We start from the raw sequence: 17,492 nt of genomic DNA on the forward strand, positions 1-17,492 counted from the left end.
TTTAGTAAACGTAACATAAAACCTCTCCACCTACATTTTCTTGACGAGCTTTCTTGTTTGTCATTACACCTTTCGATGTAGACACGATAGCAATCCCCAATCCGTTAAGTACTCTTGGCATTTCTTTCGAACCAACGTACTTACGTAAACCTGGTGTTGATACTCTTTGAATTTTTCTAATAACCGACTCTTTAGTCGCTCTGTCGTACTTTAAAGCTATCTTGATGGTACCTTGAACAGTCTCATCATTAAATTGATAACTTAAAATGTACCCTTGATCGAATAAAATTTTGGTCATCTCCTTCTTCAATTTTGAAGCAGGAACTTCAACCACTCTGTGTCCTGCACCAATTGCATTTCTCACACGAGTTAGAAAATCCGCGATAGGATCTGTGTACATAATTAATTAATTTGCGGTTTTGGTTTTTAGCAGTTTCTATAGTTCCTACGAAAAATCGTAACTACTAAACCTGAAACCAGTTAATACTTATTTTTGTCAACGTTTTCGACAAGGCGTAATTTACCCTACGAAAAACAGTTTGCAAATATACACAAAGTTTTCGGATTTCAAACCATTTTGTCAATTATCGTTTTGACTCTTAATTTATTGGCTCACGATCACAGCTCGCACAACCGAAATCCACACCGATTTGAAACCCTTTAAACGAGGTGTAGTTCAAAAAAAATAGGTGCACAACTTGCGTTGTACACCTATTTAAAGCTTTTTAGCATAAGGAAAACTTTCTACCAGCTTGCCTTTTTAACTCCTGGGATTAACCCTTGGTTAGCCATTTCACGGAAAGTAACACGTGAAATACCGAACTGACGCATATACCCTTTAGGACGTCCCGTTAATTTACAACGGTTGTGCTTTCTAATTGGAGATGCATTCTTTGGTAATTTCTGTAACGCTTCGTAATCTCCAGCTTCTTTTAAAGCCTTTCTTTTCTCAGCGTACTTCTCTACCATCTTAGCTCTTTTACGCTCACGCGCTTTCATTGATTCTTTAGCCATCTTATTGATTCTTTTTAAATGGTAAACCTAATTCTCCTAATAATGATTTCGCTTCTTTATCAGTAGTAGCAGATGTTACAAAAGTAATATCCATACCGCTAATTTTCTTCACTTGATCAATATTAATCTCTGGGTAGATGATTTGTTCAGTAATTCCTAAGTTGTAATTACCTCTACCATCAAAACCATTTGCCTTGATTCCGTCGAAATCTCTTACACGTGGCAATGAAGCAGTTACTAATCTGTCTAAAAATTCGTACATGATATCTCCACGTAACGTAACTTTTGCCCCGATTGGCATCCCTTTACGTAATTTGAAGTTTGCAACGTCTTTTTTCGAAATAGTTGGTACTGCTTTTTGACCTGTAATCGTAGTTAACTCGTCAATGGCATATTCAATTAATTTCTTATCAGCAATTGCAGCACCTACACCTTTCGATACAACGATCTTTTGTAATTTAGGTACTTGCATTACATTCTTATAACCGAATTCCTCAGTAAGAGCACTAATTACTCGGCTCTTGTACTCTTCTTTTAATCTTGGTACGTAACTCATGGTTATATAGCTTTATCTGATTTTTTTGAAAATCTCACTTTCTTATCACCTTCCATTTTGTAACCAACGCGAACTGCTTCACCGTTTTCCACTAAAGCTACGTTAGAAATATGTAAAGGTGCTTCCTTTTTTACGATACCTCCTTGTGGGTTAGTAGCGCTAGGTTTCGTGTGCTTAGACACCATGTTTACCCCTTCTACTACTACTCTATCCACATCTTTAAGGATACGTAAAACCTTTCCTTCAGATCCTTTGTGATCACCTGCTATAACTTTAACAGTATCACCTGATTTGATTTTGAACTTCTTCATCTTACACTCGATTTTAAAGCACTTCAGGTGCTAATGATACGATCTTCATAAATTGCTTATCACGTAATTCACGAGCCACAGGACCGAATACACGTGTACCTCTCATCTCTTCAGAAGGATTTAATAATACACAAGCATTGTCATCAAATCTGATATATGAACCGTCTTTACGTCTAACTTCCTTCTTAGTACGAACAACAACTGCACGAGAAACTTGACCTTTCTTTACAGTTCCGTTTGGAGTTGCAGACTTTACCGTAACAACGATCTTATCTCCAACGCTAGCGTAACGCTTTTTTGTTCCTCCTAAAACTCTAATCACTAAAACCTCTTTAGCTCCAGTGTTGTCTGCTACTTTTAATCTTGATTCTGTTTGTAACATATTATTTAGCTCTTTCTAGGATTTCTACTAATCTCCAACGCTTAGATTTACTTAATGGACGAGTTTCCATTATTTTAACAGTATCTCCAATGTTGCAATCGTTATTCTCGTCATGTGCAACGTACTTCTTCGTTTTCAAAACGAACTTTCCGTACATAGGGTGCTTTACTCTTTTTACCTCGTTAACAACAATAGACTTCTCCATTTTGTTACTTGATACAACACCTATTCTTTCTTTTCTAAGATTTCTTTTTTCCATCTTTAAAACTGACTAGAATTATTGTAATTCTCTTTTTGTTAACTCTGTAGCAATTCTTGCTACAGTTTTTCTTAAGCTACGTAACTCTAATGGGTTCTCCAAAGGAGTTATGGCGTGTGCCATCTTAAGATCAGTATAATTTTTCTTCAACGCTCCTAGCTTGTCTTGTAAGTCAGCTGTTGATAATTCTTTAATTTCTGATTGTTTCATTGTCTATAGAATTAAGCGTTATAATCGTAATCTCTTGCAATCACAAACTTCGTTTTCACTGGAAGTTTCTGTGCAGCTAAACGTAAAGCTTCTTTTGCGATTTCCATTGGTACACCACCAACTTCAAACAAAATTCTACCTGGTTTTACTACTGCAACAAAATGATCAGGTGCACCTTTACCTTTACCCATACGTACCTCTAATGGTTTCTTAGTAATTGGCTTGTCTGGGAAAATTTTAATCCAAAGTTGCCCCTCTCTTTTCATATAACGAGTTGCCGCGATACGAGCCGCCTCAATTTGGCGTGAAGTAAGTAAGTTCTGGTCTAATGATTTGATACCAAACGTTCCGTTAGAAAGTTGCGTACCTCTACCAGAGTTACCACTCATATTACCCTTGCCTTTCTGAACTCTACGGAATTTTACTCTTTTTGGCTGTAACATGTTTAATTTCTTTTAAAAAAATTATTTTCTTCTGCGAGGTTGACGCTTTCCTCCACCTTTTGAATTACCTCCTTTTTGCTTAGATAATCCAACTAATGGTGATAACTCGCGCTTTCCATAAACCTCACCTTTCATTATCCATACTTTCACACCAATTCTTCCGTATGTAGTATGTGATTCAACAAGTGCATAATCGATATCTGCTCTGAACGTAGATAGAGGAATTCTACCTTCTTTATAGTGCTCAGAACGCGCCATCTCAGCTCCGTTTAAACGACCTGATAATTGTACCTTGATACCTTCAGCGTTCATACGCATAGCAGCAGCGATTGCCATCTTCGTAGCTCTCTTGTATGAAATTCTGTTTTCGATTTGACGTGCAATACTAGCAGCTACTAATTTAGCGTCTAATTCTGGACGTTTGATTTCGAAAATATTGATTTGAATTTCCTTACCAGTAATCTTCTTGAGCTCCTCTTTCAACCTGTCTACCTCTTGACCTCCTTTACCAATGATGATACCTGGACGTGCTGTAGTGATAGTAACGGTTACAAGTTTTAAAGTACGCTCAATAATTACACGAGAAACACTTGCTTTAGATAAACGAGCATTGATATACTTTCTTATCTTATTGTCTTCAGCAATCTTATCTCCGTAGTCATTTCCACCGTACCAGTTAGATTCCCATCCTCTGATAATTCCTAAACGATTTCCTATTGGATTTGTTTTTTGTCCCATTTCTACTTTGATTAATTACTGTTATTTTTAGTTCCTAACTCTAAAGTTACGTGATTAGAACGTTTTCTAATTCTGTGTGCACGTCCTTGTGGAGCTGGTCTTAATCTCTTTAACATTCCTGCGCTATCCACACAAATCGACTTTACAAATAATCCAGCGTCTTCGATGCTAGCGTCTTCGTTTTTCGCTTGCCAGTTAGCAATAGCAGATAATAATAACTTTTCTAAGTTACGAGATGCTTCTTTAGGGCTAAACTTTAAGATCTGTAAAGCTTTTTCAACTTCAACACCTCTTACTAAATCAGCAACTAAACGCATCTTTCTTGGTGATGTAGGACAGTTAGTAAGCTTAGCAAACGCTTTTTGTTTGCGCTCTTCTTTAAGCTTCCTCGCCATTTCTTTTTTACGAATTCCCATAATTTCCTACTATTTTTTTCCTTTATTTTTTGCACCAGCGTGCCCTCTAAACGAACGTGTTGGTGAAAATTCTCCTAATTTATGACCTACCATGTTCTCAGTAACGTATACTGGTACAAACTGACGTCCGTTGTGCACAGCGATTGTTTGTCCAACGAAATCAGGAGTAATCATACTTGCTCTAGACCAAGTTTTGATCACTGACTTACTTTCAGTTTCAACGTTAGCTAAGACTTTTTTCTCTAATTTATAGTGAACGTACGGTCCTTTTTTTAATGATCTTGCCATGACTTATTATTTCTTTCTACGTTCGATAATATACTTGTTACTAGCTTTAGTTTTCGATCTAGTCTTAAATCCTTTCGCTGGGATTCCGTTTCTAGATCTAGGGTGTCCTCCTGAAGAACGTCCTTCACCACCACCCATTGGGTGATCAACTGGGTTCATTCTTACAGCATTCGTTCTTGGTCTTCTACCTAACCATCTGCTTCTACCAGCTTTACCTGATACTAACAATTGGTGGTCAGAGTTAGACACAACCCCGATCGTTGCTTTACAAGTTAACAAGATTAATCTCGTTTCACCAGAAGGTAACTTTACAGTAGCATACTTACCATCTCTTGCCATTAACTGTGCAAAAGATCCAGCTGAACGAGCCATAACAGCACCTTGACCTGGGCGTAATTCGATACATGAAATTGTAGTTCCTAATGGAATATCACTTAAGAACATTGCATTTCCAACATCTGGAGTTGCTTCTGATCCTGAAACGATTTTTTGACCTACTTTTAATCCGTTTTGTGCAATTACATAACGTTTTTCTCCATCAGCATAAACTACTAATGCGATAAACGCTGTACGGTTTGGATCGTACTCAATAGTTTTTACTGTTGCTGGGATACCGTCTTTCGCTCTTTTAAAGTCGATGATACGGTATTTTTGTTTGTGACCTCCCCCGATGTTACGAGTAGTCATTCTTCCCTGATTGTTTCGACCTCCAGATCGTTTTTTCGGAGCTAATAATGATTTCTCCGGCTTATCAGTAGTAATGGTGTCGAACCCATTTACAACTCTAAAACGCTGACCTGGTGTTATTGGTTTTAATTTTCTAACTGACATTCTGTCTTTTCTTAAAGATTGTTATAAAAATCAATAGTTTCACCTTCTGCTAACTGAACTACAGCTTTCTTGTACCCACTAGTTAATCCAGAAACTAAACCTTTCTTAGTGTATTTAGTCTTTCTTTCTGCTGGATGGTTCATTGTACGTACAGACTTTACTGCTACACCATAAGTAGCTTCAACAGCTCCTTTGATTTCAACTTTGTTAGCCTTCTTATTTACAACAAATGTAAAACGGTTGAATACTTCGCTTTCATTTGTAGCTTTTTCCGTAATAATAGGTTTAATTAAAATACTCATTTCGTTCCCTATTTACTTAAATTAGATTCAATTCCTTCTAATGTGCTCTCAGCAATAACAACTTTGTTTGCGTTTAATACGCTGTAAGTATTTACTCCTGTAGCCTTAACCACTTTAGATTTCTCTAAGTTACGAGATGATAAGTACACATTTTGACTCTCTTCTCCAACTACGAATAAAGATTTTTTAGTATCTAATTCTAAAGCTTTTAATACCTTAACGAATTCTTTAGTTTTTGGAGCCTCGAAGTTGAAGTCTTCAATTACTACTAAATTGTTATCTTTTGCTTGAATACTTAAAGCTGATTTACGAGCTAAACGCTTTAAGTTCTTGTTTAATTTGAAAGAATAGTTTCTTGGTCTTGGACCGAAGATACGTCCACCACCTCTAAAAACTGGAGATTTGATACTACCCGCACGAGCTGTACCTGTACCTTTTTGTTTTTTAATCTTTCTGGTAGATCCAGTGATCTCACCACGCTCTTTAGCTTTGTGAGTTCCTTGTCTCTGATTCGCCAAATACTGCTTAACATCTAAATAGATTGCGTGGTCGTTTGGCTCAATACCGAATACTTCGCTAGAAAGTTCAACTTTTCTACCAGTATCTTTTCCTGTGATATCTAATACTGCTACTTTCATTATTTCTCGATAGTTACATAAGAGTTCTTGTGTCCTGGAATCGCACCTTTCACAACGATAAGGTTCTTTTCAGGAACTACTTTTAATACTCTTAAATTTTGAACTTTAACTTTGTCTCCTCCCATTCTTCCTGCCATGCGCATTCCTTTGAATACTCTTGCAGGATATGAAGCTGCACCAATTGAACCAGGCGCTCTTAAACGGTTATGTTGACCGTGAGTAGCTTGTCCTACTCCGGCAAAACCATGACGTTTAACAACCCCTTGAAATCCTTTACCTTTAGAAATTCCTGAAACATCAACGAATTCTCCTTCAGCAAAGAAATCAACTGTAATTGAGTCACCTAAATTGTACTCACCTTCGAATCCTTGGAATTCAACAACCTTTCTTTTAGCAGTAGTACCTGCTTTTTTGAAGTGACCATCTAAAGCTTTGTTAGAGCTTTTGGCTTTTTTGTCATCGAAACCAAGTTGTAAAGCGTTGTAGCCATCAACCTCTTCGGTTCTGACTTGGGTAACTACGCAAGGACCTGCTTCGATTACTGTACAAGGAATGTTCTTCCCGTTTTCGTCGAATAAGCTGGTCATTCCTACTTTTCTTCCTATTAACCCAGACATATTTGTAAGTTTTCAGACGATTAGATACTATTTTTTTCTATCCAGCGCGTCTATTAATAAATGATTTGTTTGAAACAAAAGTTTCGGGCGACATACCGAGTTAGATTTAAACTAAAAAAAGAGCGTAAAACACCTTTTTAGCTCTTCTAGTGTTTTACCGTTTTTCCTTCGCGAAACCCTCCGGACATGTCTACTGAATTCAAATTCAGTGTATAAAATAAGCACACAGAATCGTAATTCGGTGTGCAAAAATATAAAAAACTTTCGGTTTAACAAAATTAAACCGAAAGTTATTCAATTACTTAGACTTTGATCTCAACTTCAACTCCACTTGGTAACTCGAGTTTCATTAAAGCATCAATAGTTTTCGAAGAAGAACTATAGATATCTAACAAACGCTTGTAAGCAGATAATTGAAATTGCTCTCTTGACTTTTTGTTTACGTGTGGTGAACGTAAAACAGTGAAAATCTTTTTATGAGTTGGTAACGGAATTGGTCCATTAACTACCGCTCCAGTACTCTTTACAGTCTTTACGATCTTCTCAGCTGACTTGTCAACTAAGTTATAGTCGTAAGATTTTAATTTAATTCTAATTTTTTGACTCATCTTAATTAACCTTTAGCATTAGCGATTACTTCCTCTGCAATATTTTGAGGTGTCTCAGCATAGTGAGAGAACTCCATAGTAGACGTTGCTCTACCAGAAGATAACGTACGTAACGAAGTTACATATCCGAACATCTCTGATAATGGAACGATAGCCTTTACAACCTTCGAACCGTTACGGTCACTCATGTCGTTTACTTGTCCACGTCTTCTGTTTAAGTCTCCTACGATGTCTCCCATGTTTTCTTCAGGAGTTAACACCTCTAACTTCATCATTGGCTCCATGATTACAGCACGTGCAGCTTTAGCTGCAGCCTTATAACCTAATTTAGCCGCTAATTCGAACGATAATTGATCCGAATCTACAGGGTGGAAAGATCCATCCTTTAAAGTAATCTTCATCGAATCCATTTCGTATCCAGCTAAAGGACCATTTTTCATTGCTTCCTTGAATCCTTTTTCTACTGAAGGAACGAATTCTTTTGGTACGTTTCCACCTTTAATGATAGATTCGAATACCAATCCTTGAGTTCCTTCTTCTGCTGGCTCCATAGTAAATACAATATCCGCAAACTTTCCACGTCCACCAGATTGCTTTTTGTAAACCTCTCTGTGTTCAGCAGTAGCTGTTAATGCTTCTTTGTACTCTACTTGTGGTTGTCCTTGACTTACCTCAACCTTAAACTCACGCTTTAAACGGTCAACGATAATATCTAAGTGCAACTCTCCCATTCCAGAGATAACTGTTTGCCCTGAAGCTTCGTCAGTTTTCACTGTAAATGTTGGATCTTCCTCAGCTAATTTAGCTAAAGCAATTCCTAATTTATCTACATCAGCTTTTGTTTTTGGCTCTACAGCGATACCGATTACAGGATCTGGGAAGTCCATTGATTCTAAAACGATAGGCGCTTTTTCATCAGATAAAGTATCTCCAGTTTTAATATCCTTAAATCCTACAGCAGCTCCAATATCTCCAGCTTCAATAAAATCTAATGCATTTTGTTTGTTCGAGTGCATTTGGTAGATACGTGAGATACGCTCTTTTTTACCAGAACGGTTGTTTAACACGTACGAACCTGCATCTAAACGTCCTGAATAGGCACGGAAGAATGCTAAACGTCCTACGAAAGGATCCGTAGCAATCTTAAATGCTAATGCAGCAAATGGCTCTTTTACATCTGGCTTACGAGAAATAGACTCGTCAGTGTTAGGGTCTGTTCCTACGATCGCTTCCTTATCTACTGGTGAAGGTAAATAACGACAAACAGCGTCTAATAAGAACTGAACTCCTTTGTTTTTAAATGCAGAACCACAAACCATAGGAATGATAGACATGTCCATTACGGCAGCGCGTAAGGCAGCGTGGATTTCATCTTCAGTGATAGAATCCTCATCCTCCATGAATTTCTCTAACAAGTTTTCGTCATAAGCAGCAACCTCTTCAATAAGTTTACCACGTAACTCTCTTGCTTCTTCTTTTAAATCTTCTGGAATGTCGATTACGTCAAAAGTAGACCCTTGAGTCTCATCGTGCCATACGATAGCACGGTTCTTTACTAAATCAACGATTCCTTTAAAATCAGCCTCATCACCGATATTTAATACGATAGGCACCGCGTTAGATCCTAACATATCTTTAACCTGCTGACATACCGCTAAGAAGTTAGACCCTTGACGGTCCATCTTGTTTACAAATCCCATACGTGGAACTTTGTAGTTATCAGCAAGTCTCCAGTTAGTTTCAGACTGTGGCTCTACCCCATCAACTGCAGAGAATAAGAACACTAATCCGTCTAACACACGTAATGAACGGTTTACCTCTACTGTAAAGTCAACGTGACCTGGAGTATCAATAATATTGAAGTGATATCCTTTAGCGTCAGCTGTTGGCTTTCCGTTTTCAGTTGGGAAGTTCCACGTACAAGTTGTCGCAGCAGAAGTAATGGTAATACCTCTTTCTTGCTCCTGCTCCATCCAGTCCATAGTAGCAGCACCATCGTGCACTTCTCCAATTTTATGAGACACTCCTGTATAATAAAGGATACGCTCAGTTGTAGTTGTTTTACCGGCATCAATGTGCGCAGCAATACCAATGTTTCTTGTGTATTTTAAATCTCTACCCATGGTTATTAAAATCTAAAGTGTGAGAATGCTTTGTTTGCTTCAGCCATTTTATGCGTATCAACTCTTTTCTTAACAGCAGCACCTTCTTCTTTAGCAGCAGCTAAAATCTCAGCAGCTAAACGTTGTGCCATTGTCTTCTCATTACGCTTACGAGCGTAAGAAATCATCCACTTAATCGCCATTGAAACCTTACGGTCTGGACGAATTTGCATTGGAATCTGAAAAGTTGCCCCACCTACACGACGAGAACGAACCTCTACGTGTGGCATCACATTTGATAAACCATCTTTCCAAACTTCTAAAGCTGACTTCTCTTCGTCAGTCTTTTTTTCGTTTACGATATCAATTGCATCGTAAAATACTTTGAATGCTACTGATTTTTTACCGTCCCACATTAGGTTGTTCACAAAACGTGTTACTAACTGATCATTAAATCTTGGATCCGGTAAAAGAACTCTTTTTTTAGCTCTTCTTTTCCTCATGTCTTTACATTAAAAAAGTTACTAATTATTTTTACTTTTTGTCTTTAGGGCGTTTTGCTCCGTACTTAGATCTACGTTGAGTTCTTCCCTCAACACCTGCAGTATCTAATGCACCACGAACAATGTGATATTTAACACCTGGTAAATCTTTTACCCTTCCACCTCTAACTAATACTATCGAGTGCTCCTGAAGGTTGTGTCCTTCACCTGGGATGTACGCGTTAATCTCGTTACCATTTGTCAATCTAACACGAGCAACTTTACGCATTGCTGAGTTAGGTTTCTTTGGTGTTGTAGTATATACACGCGTACAAACTCCACGTCTTTGAGGACATGCCATCAAAGCAGCCGATTTACTCTTCTTAGTTATTTTGGTTCTTCCTTTACGAACTAATTGTTGAATAGTTGGCATACTAATTAATTACTATTTTTCGTTTGTACTAAATAATTCTCTTATTTTAAAGAGTGCGCAAATGTACGATATTTTTTCAATTTATCAAATCGTGCTAAGTTATTTTTAATCAACTCAATAAAAACATCACATTTAGTTAATATTCATGTACCTTCGCCTTGTTGAAATATCTAATTTTAGTTTTTTGAATCGCATAGCCCTCTTCCTCTTGTTTTTTTTGAGCTCCTTTCTCTGTTACAGCCAAGAATCTCCCTTGCTCATACAAACAAAAAACCCAATACATCAAACTGTACTGGACAGCCTGAAGCTCACACAAAAATCGATTGATAAAAAGCAACTTAGCTCCCACCTTCAAAAAACCCATGCAACACTTCAACGTCAAGGGTATTTCAATTCCGATTTTAAAATTCTACAACACAGCGATACCACAAAAATCATCGTCACACTCGGTCAAAGAGTGCCTCGCGCTAAAATAAAATGGCAACAAAAGTATTACGAAATGCCCATGGAGAAAGTTTCTCCCTTTTTACGAGAACAAACGATTGCACGTGATGCCCTAGGAGAGTCATTTGCTAAGCTTCAACTCACCGATATTCGCATACACAACAACTGTTTAGAAGCCACGCTGACCATTAGCAACCAAACGCGTCGTCATCTCGATAAAATAACTATTAAAGGTTACGAAAACTTCCCGAGGTCTTTCCTCAAACATCGAATAGCCCTTACTCCCGGAAAAATTGTGAGTAAAAAAGAACTACAACGAATACACAAACGTTTAAACAACCTGAATTTTAGCAAGTCAATTAAAACCCCAGCACTGCTATTTTCAAAAGATTCAACAGTAGTTTATCTTTACCTAGAAAAAAAACAACACAATAGCATTGACGGAATGCTCAACTTAGGCTCTAAACCCAAGTCTTCTGGCATCCAATTAAACGGACATCTCGATTTACAACTAAACAACATATTAAATACCGGTGAACAATTTCGATTGAACTGGAAGTCGTTTAACAGCAACCAGAATTTTTCATTGCGTACAGATATCCCGTATCTTTTTAACAGTTCCATTAGTGCTCGACTCCAATTCAGCATCCATCGGCAAGACTCCAGTTTTGTGAATTCTAAATTCAACACTGCTTTGACACATCAGCTCAACCCAAAAACGCAAGTTGGTCTAAGCTATGAACAACAAGAATCTACCGAAACACTGCTTCCAACGGGGAATCAAAACAACGCTTTGGCTTCTTTTAACAGTCAATTTATAGGTGCCCTTGTAGCTTATCAGCTCCCTAACGAAAACTTTTTATGGAGTCCGTACAAACACAGCTTAATTGTCAATCCAGCAATAGGAAGCCGCGGTAATACACGTCAATACAAATTGGTAGCTGAGGGAAGTGCTTGGTTTGAAATCAATGAAAAAAACGCCATACTCACCAAAGGCAGGAGCGGATACCTTCGCAGTCCCAACTTGTTTAACAACGAGCTCTTCCGTATGGGAGGCATTAACAGCCTACGCGGATTCAACGAACAGAGCATTTTCACTCATTTGTTTGCCAGCTTACAAACAGAATACCAATTTTTAGTGAGTCCCAATCAAATTCTGTACAGCATCACAGACATTGCGTATTACAAATCAGGGGCCAACTACAAATCTGCCCTTGGGCTTGGCCTGGGCTACAAACAGCAGCGCAACAACACACTACTTTCGATCTCCTACGCAATCGGTAAAACGAGTGACGATTCTTTTGATTTCAAAAAATCATTTCTAAATATTAAAATTATCAATTTCTTTTAAAAAAAGAAACAAATGTTAGAATCGAATACTGAACCCCTAAATTCGGTAAAATCTACTTATTTCCTTTTGAAACCCTTATCATCACTGGGCTTAACGGCCTTTTAAGAGCGAACATAAAAAACAAAGTCTTCCGCCCTTATTCTGTTAAAAAACACCACAGCTCTCAATCAACACGTGTTTTTTTAACAAAATCTCAAAAAAACACCCAAAACACCTAGCAAAACCCAACAAAGACAACGCTTCTCACTTTAATTAATAATTAGTTAACAAAAATGTTGTTTTTTTAAGTTTTATTTAAGACTTTTGAGCCAAATAATTCAAACAATTACGCAATGAAAACAAAGTTTAATGGAATTTTAACGCTACTACTAGCGTTGATTGTGCAAATTTCATTTGCACAAGAAAAAACGATTTCAGGGACGGTTTCGGATGAATCTGGGCCATTACCTGGAGTTACTGTGTTAAAGAAAGGGACTACCCAAGGAACAGAAACGGATTTTGACGGTAAATACTCAATCAAAGCAGCTACAGGAGACATTCTTGTATTCAGTTTTGTTGGGATGAAGACTGTAGAAAGAACAGTTGGAGCGTCAAACACGATTAATGTTGCTATGGCTAGTGACAACGTACTTGATGAAGTAGTAGTTACTGCATTAGGTATTAAAAGAGAAGCTAAAAGTTTAGGTTTCGCACAGCAATCTGTAAAGGGAGAGCAATTAACACAAACGAGAGAAGTTGACATTAACAATTCAATCGCTGGTAAAGTAGCAGGGGTTCAAATGTTAGGTGCACCGAGTTCTGGTTTTGGTAATGCTTTAATCCGTTTAAGAGGTGAAAGTGATTTATTATACGTTGTGGATGGAGTAAAAGTAGATAGTTCTGCTGACATCAACATCGATGATATCGAAACGTTAAACGTACTTAAAGGTAGTGGTGCTACTGCACTATACGGACCGATTGGTAAAAACGGGGTTGTTGTAATTACTACGAAGAGAGCTAAGAATGGAAAAACTGCAGTTACTGTAGACCAATCTATTCAAGTTTCTAACGTATACATTTTACCTGAGTACCAAAATGAGTACGGTGGTGGATACACACAAACTTTTTCTACTCAAGGAGGTCAATTAATCCCTAACTACGCAGCTGACGAATCTTGGGGACCAAGATTAGACGGAAGATTAGTTAGACACTGGGATTCTTGGATTCCTAACTCAGCGGAATTTGGAGAGTTAAGACCTTGGTCTGCAAATCCAAATAACGTTCAGAACTTCTTCGAAACTGGAATTACATCGAACACCTCTGTTAACTTTTCAAAAGGTGGAGATGGATACAACATCAAAACAATCTTAAGAAACGTAGATATCGAAGGGATTGTGCCAAACTCAGAAAGAAACTTAAAGCAAATCAGCACAAGTGCTAGCTTTGATATTTCTGAAAAATTAGAAGTATACACGAACTTGAACTACCAATACAGACATACAGTAAATGATCCTGTAGGTAGATATAACGGTATCGGATCTAACTTTAACCAATGGTTCCAAAGACAGTTAGACATGAATCGTTTAAGAGACAACTACTTCCAAAACGGAAACTTCTACACTTGGAACATCAGAAGTACTTCTAACTTAGCTCCTCAATATTGGGATTCTCCTTATTTTGAAGTAAACCAAAACTTAAAGCACCAAACTAAAAACGCTACTTTTGGTAACGTTGGATTGAACTTCAAGTTAACGGATGATATCACACTTAACGCTGAATTAAGAAGAACTGTAAACTCTTACAAGAGCGATGCACGTGTAGCATTTGGTGGATTAAACCAAACGTCATTCACTGAAACTGACCAAACAATTAGCTCTACGGAGGTATTTGCAATGGCAACGTATACGAAAGACTTAACTGAAGATTTAGACTTAACTGCTTCGGTTGGTACGGAATTAAGAACTTTCCAAAACAGATATATCACTGGAGCTTCTAGTGGTGGATTAACTATTCCTGGAATCTACACAGTAGCTTCTTCTAAGGATAGACCTGTTTACACAAACAGAGAATTCAACAGAAAGAACCGCGGTTTATTCGCTACAGCATCTTTTGGATATAAAGACATGTTATACTTAGACGGTACTTTACGTTCTGACTGGAACTCTACCGCTACTCCAGACAACAACCGCGTATTAACGTACGGTGGATCTTTGAGTTTCTTATTTGACAAAGTTATTGACTTTGACGCATTGAGCTTTGGTAAGTTACGTGTTGGATATGCAGAAGCGCCAAGTTTCCCTGCTATCAACGCTACAAAAGTTGTTTACCAAACTGGTGGTTCATACAATGGAGTAACACCATTATTCCCATCTGCTAACCAAGCGAATCCTTTAATTGAAGGAGGTACTCGTCAGGAATTAGAAATCGGTACAGAATTAAAGTTCTTCAACAGCCGTTTAGGAGTTGACTTCACGTACTTCGACAGAAAAGACGTTAACTTACCTATTAACGTGCCGTTATCTGGATCTACTGGATTTACTTCTGCAACAGTTAACTCAGGAAAATTCTCATCTAAGGGTATTGAATTAGCCTTAACTGGTACTCCTATCAAAACAGACGATATTACTTGGGATGTTGGAATCAACGTTGCAACATTAAAGAGACAAGTAGACGAATTATACCCTGGAGTAACTACTGAAGTATTAGTATCATCTTGGAGAGGTTTAACATTAGAAGCTAGAACTGGACAAGAGTGGGGTGCTTTCTACGGTAGAAAAATCAGAAGAGACGCTAACGGAAACGCAGTGATTAACTCTAATGGTTCATACGCCTTTGACCAAAACCAATACTTAGGTAACTTATTACCTGACTTTACTGGAGGTTTAACAAACTCTTTCACTTACAAAGGAATTAACTTAACTTTCAACATCGATTTCCAAAAAGGTGGAAAGTACTTCTCAGTAACAGACATGTTTAACCACTACTCTGGATTAGGTGCTGGAACTGTTGGAAACAACGCTTTAGGAAACCCTGTACGTGACGGATTAGTTGCTGCTAACGGATCAACTATTGACCCAGCTACTGGTAACCCATATACTGTATTACCTGCAAACAATGCAGCTAGTAACTCAGGAGGTCAATTGGTAGAAGGTGTTGACGCATCAGGAAACCCTGTTTCATACTATGTAGAGGCTAAAACGTATAACCACAGTTTATTCGCTTTACACGAAAGATGGATCCACGATGCTTCTTACATCAAATTAAGACAATTATCTTTAGGATATACTTTCTCTTCAAAAATGTTCGAGAACACTCCTATCGAAAATATTTCTGTAAACTTATTTGCTAACAACCTTTGGTTGATCTATTCAGAGATTCCAGGTATCGACCCTTCAGAATTAGAAAACTCTAACGGAGGTTCAGGTGCTGGAAACGGATTTAGATGGACAGAAGGAGGACAATTACCAAGTGCAAGAACTTTTGGTATGAACATTAAAGTTAGATTTTAATTAAATAAAAATTTAAAGAAATGAAAAAAACAGCATATAAAGCTATTGTCCTATCAGCTCTTTTAGCCCTAGGTGTTAGCTGTAAATCATATGATTTTGAAAATACTGACGACAACTTAAACAACCCGTCAGTAACGGTACCATCGTCTTTATTAACGGCGAGTCAAGCAAAATTAGTAGGAACCTTAAGTTTAGTAGGTACAGCGACACCATCGTTATACGTGCAACACTTGTCACAAACTCAATATACTGAAGAATCTCGTTACCAAACGATCAACTTCAACTGGAATGTGGTAGGTAGTGGTACTGGACAACAAGGAACTACAAGTGCTTATAACAAGCCTATTTTAGCCTTACAGACTATTATTGATGCAAACACTACAGACCCTGCAAAATACTTAGCCTTCGGTTCGACTAACAACCAATTGGCTGTAGCAAGAATCATGAAAGCTTACTACTATCAGTGGATGACTGACAGATGGGGTATGTTACCTTATACAGAAGCTTTAGGTGGTATTAACAAACCAAACCCTAAATACGATACTCAAGAGTTTATCTATAAAGACTTATTCAAGGAAGTAGACGAAGCTTTAGCACAAATGGACGCTGGAGCAGGACCTCAAGGAGATATCATTTTTGGAGGAGATATGGCTAAGTGGAAAAAATTTGCAAATACGTTCAAAATGAACATGGCAATTCGTTTAGCAAAAGTATATCCTGGTGCTAGTGACTACGCAGCTACTAAGTTTAAAGAAGCTATGGCCGCTGGAACAATTACTTCTGCCGCTGAAAACATCATGTTCCCATGTATTTCTGATGATCAATACGACAATCCTTACCAAGATGATTACGTAGATTTAGGAAGAGAAGATGAGTGTTTAAGTGATGTACTTGTAAACAGAATGCAAGCGTTAAGCGATCCTCGTTTACCTAAGTTTGGAGCTCCAGCAGCTGCTACTGGTACTTTTGTTGGATTGCGTTATGGATGGGCGAATGCAGGAAGTATTCCTAACACCGCTGTATCATTCATGAACAACGATTTAATTAAAAATTCTACCAAGTCATTACCAATGTTCACCTATGCTCAGGTTTCTTTCAACAAGGCAGAAGCTGTTATGTTAGGATGGATCACTGGAAATGCGCAAACTTTCTATGAAGATGGTGTAAAAGCATCTATGACGCAATGGGGAATTTCTGCTGCTGACGCAACTACGTACTTAGGTAGAGCTGGTGTTGCTTACAACGCTGGTACTGCCATGAACCAAATTGCTGAGCAAAAGTGGTTAGCTTTATTCTACCAACCATATGAGGCTTGGGCAGAGTGGAGACGTTTAGATTTCCCAGTATTAACACCTGCTGTTGATGCAATCAACGGGTCTTCTATCCCAGTAAGACACGCGTATCCATCAACAGAGCCATCACAAAACAAAGCAAACTACGATGCTGCTGTAGCAGCTCAAGGTGCTGATGGATTGTTCACTAAATTATGGTGGGACAAATAAGAACTTGATTTTTAAATCATTATACAAAACTACCTTTTGAAAAAAAGGTAGTTTTTTTTATATTTAAAATTCACTTA

General features: G+C 37.8%; 22 protein-coding genes. 3 read left to right on the plus strand and 19 right to left on the minus strand.

Annotation, left to right across the window (positions count from 1 at the left end; genetic code table 11):
- Nucleotide 1 precedes the first annotated feature (1 nt).
- The 19 genes from rpsH to rpsL form a co-directional block, all read right to left on the minus strand.
- Entirely contained in the window at nt 2-400 is a 399-nt protein-coding gene (gene rpsH / locus ACXAG7_RS08705; RefSeq protein WP_408044915.1) for a 30S ribosomal protein S8, read from the minus strand.
- Nucleotides 401-744: 344 nt separating this feature from the next.
- Nucleotides 745-1,014: a 30S ribosomal protein S14 gene (gene rpsN, locus ACXAG7_RS08710; RefSeq protein ID WP_093868905.1), complete on the minus strand. Its 270-nt coding sequence runs from the start codon at nt 1,012-1,014 to the stop codon at nt 745-747.
- Nucleotide 1,015: 1 nt separating this feature from the next.
- Complete coding sequence (rplE, locus tag ACXAG7_RS08715) at nt 1,016-1,570, minus strand: 50S ribosomal protein L5 (protein ID WP_408044916.1); 555 nt, start codon at nt 1,568-1,570, stop codon at nt 1,016-1,018.
- Nucleotides 1,571-1,572: 2 nt separating this feature from the next.
- Entirely contained in the window at nt 1,573-1,881 is a 309-nt protein-coding gene (gene rplX, locus ACXAG7_RS08720) for a 50S ribosomal protein L24 (protein ID WP_408044917.1), read from the minus strand.
- Nucleotides 1,882-1,894: 13 nt separating this feature from the next.
- Nucleotides 1,895-2,263, minus strand: coding sequence for a 50S ribosomal protein L14 (gene rplN / locus ACXAG7_RS08725; RefSeq protein ID WP_086030197.1), 369 nt, complete (start codon nt 2,261-2,263; stop codon nt 1,895-1,897).
- Between the two features lies 1 nt (nt 2,264).
- Nucleotides 2,265-2,522, minus strand: coding sequence for a 30S ribosomal protein S17 (gene rpsQ, locus ACXAG7_RS08730; protein WP_408044918.1), 258 nt, complete (start codon nt 2,520-2,522; stop codon nt 2,265-2,267).
- 18 nt (nt 2,523-2,540) lie between these two features.
- Nucleotides 2,541-2,732: a 50S ribosomal protein L29 gene (gene rpmC, locus ACXAG7_RS08735; RefSeq protein WP_320417884.1), complete on the minus strand. Its 192-nt coding sequence runs from the start codon at nt 2,730-2,732 to the stop codon at nt 2,541-2,543.
- Nucleotides 2,733-2,743: 11 nt separating this feature from the next.
- Complete coding sequence (gene rplP / locus ACXAG7_RS08740) at nt 2,744-3,175, minus strand: 50S ribosomal protein L16 (RefSeq protein WP_408044919.1); 432 nt, start codon at nt 3,173-3,175, stop codon at nt 2,744-2,746.
- Nucleotides 3,176-3,196: 21 nt separating this feature from the next.
- Nucleotides 3,197-3,913 (minus strand): 30S ribosomal protein S3, encoded by a 717-nt coding sequence (gene rpsC, locus ACXAG7_RS08745; protein WP_408044920.1) that lies wholly within the window; start codon nt 3,911-3,913, stop codon nt 3,197-3,199.
- An 11-nt stretch (nt 3,914-3,924) separates the two neighbouring features.
- A complete protein-coding gene (rplV, locus tag ACXAG7_RS08750) occupies nt 3,925-4,329 on the minus strand; it encodes a 50S ribosomal protein L22 (RefSeq protein ID WP_408044921.1) in 405 nt (134 codons plus the stop codon).
- 9 nt (nt 4,330-4,338) lie between these two features.
- Nucleotides 4,339-4,617: a 30S ribosomal protein S19 gene (gene rpsS, locus ACXAG7_RS08755; RefSeq protein WP_408044922.1), complete on the minus strand. Its 279-nt coding sequence runs from the start codon at nt 4,615-4,617 to the stop codon at nt 4,339-4,341.
- Nucleotides 4,618-4,623: 6 nt separating this feature from the next.
- Entirely contained in the window at nt 4,624-5,448 is an 825-nt protein-coding gene (gene rplB, locus ACXAG7_RS08760) for a 50S ribosomal protein L2 (protein WP_408044923.1), read from the minus strand.
- Nucleotides 5,449-5,459: 11 nt separating this feature from the next.
- Entirely contained in the window at nt 5,460-5,750 is a 291-nt protein-coding gene (gene rplW / locus ACXAG7_RS08765; protein ID WP_408044924.1) for a 50S ribosomal protein L23, read from the minus strand.
- A gap of 8 nt (nt 5,751-5,758) precedes the next feature.
- Nucleotides 5,759-6,388 carry a 50S ribosomal protein L4 gene (gene rplD, locus ACXAG7_RS08770; RefSeq protein WP_408044925.1) on the minus strand — a complete coding sequence of 210 codons (630 nt, stop codon included), beginning with the start codon at nt 6,386-6,388 and terminating at the stop codon, nt 5,759-5,761.
- Nucleotides 6,388-7,005: a 50S ribosomal protein L3 gene (gene rplC / locus ACXAG7_RS08775; RefSeq protein ID WP_408044926.1), complete on the minus strand. Its 618-nt coding sequence runs from the start codon at nt 7,003-7,005 to the stop codon at nt 6,388-6,390. Before rplC ends, rplD begins: the two co-directional genes overlap by 1 nt.
- A 302-nt stretch (nt 7,006-7,307) precedes the next feature.
- On the minus strand, nt 7,308-7,613 hold the full coding sequence (gene rpsJ / locus ACXAG7_RS08780) for a 30S ribosomal protein S10 (protein ID WP_075342599.1): 306 nt from the start codon (nt 7,611-7,613) through the stop codon (nt 7,308-7,310).
- A 5-nt stretch (nt 7,614-7,618) separates the two neighbouring features.
- Nucleotides 7,619-9,736, minus strand: a complete 2,118-nt coding sequence (gene fusA / locus ACXAG7_RS08785; protein WP_408044927.1) for an elongation factor G — start codon at nt 9,734-9,736, stop codon at nt 7,619-7,621.
- Between the two features lie 5 nt (nt 9,737-9,741).
- A complete protein-coding gene (gene rpsG / locus ACXAG7_RS08790; RefSeq protein WP_408044928.1) occupies nt 9,742-10,218 on the minus strand; it encodes a 30S ribosomal protein S7 in 477 nt (158 codons plus the stop codon).
- Nucleotides 10,219-10,249: 31 nt separating this feature from the next.
- Nucleotides 10,250-10,630: a 30S ribosomal protein S12 gene (gene rpsL, locus ACXAG7_RS08795; RefSeq protein ID WP_132722869.1), complete on the minus strand. Its 381-nt coding sequence runs from the start codon at nt 10,628-10,630 to the stop codon at nt 10,250-10,252.
- Between the two features lie 184 nt (nt 10,631-10,814).
- Between rpsL and ACXAG7_RS08800 the strand changes: the two genes are divergently transcribed.
- The 3 genes from ACXAG7_RS08800 to ACXAG7_RS08810 all read left to right on the plus strand — a co-directional run bounded on the left by ACXAG7_RS08800 (nt 10,815) and on the right by ACXAG7_RS08810 (nt 17,415).
- Nucleotides 10,815-12,425, plus strand: coding sequence for a BamA/TamA family outer membrane protein (locus ACXAG7_RS08800; RefSeq protein WP_476666602.1), 1,611 nt, complete (start codon nt 10,815-10,817; stop codon nt 12,423-12,425).
- 332 nt (nt 12,426-12,757) lie between these two features.
- Nucleotides 12,758-15,913 (plus strand): SusC/RagA family TonB-linked outer membrane protein, encoded by a 3,156-nt coding sequence (locus ACXAG7_RS08805; protein ID WP_476666603.1) that lies wholly within the window; start codon nt 12,758-12,760, stop codon nt 15,911-15,913.
- A 20-nt stretch (nt 15,914-15,933) separates the two neighbouring features.
- Entirely contained in the window at nt 15,934-17,415 is a 1,482-nt protein-coding gene (locus tag ACXAG7_RS08810; protein WP_476666604.1) for a SusD/RagB family nutrient-binding outer membrane lipoprotein, read from the plus strand.
- Nucleotides 17,416-17,492: the final 77 nt, after the last annotated feature.

This window comes from Tenacibaculum sp. AWR4_210 (assembly GCF_056160945.1).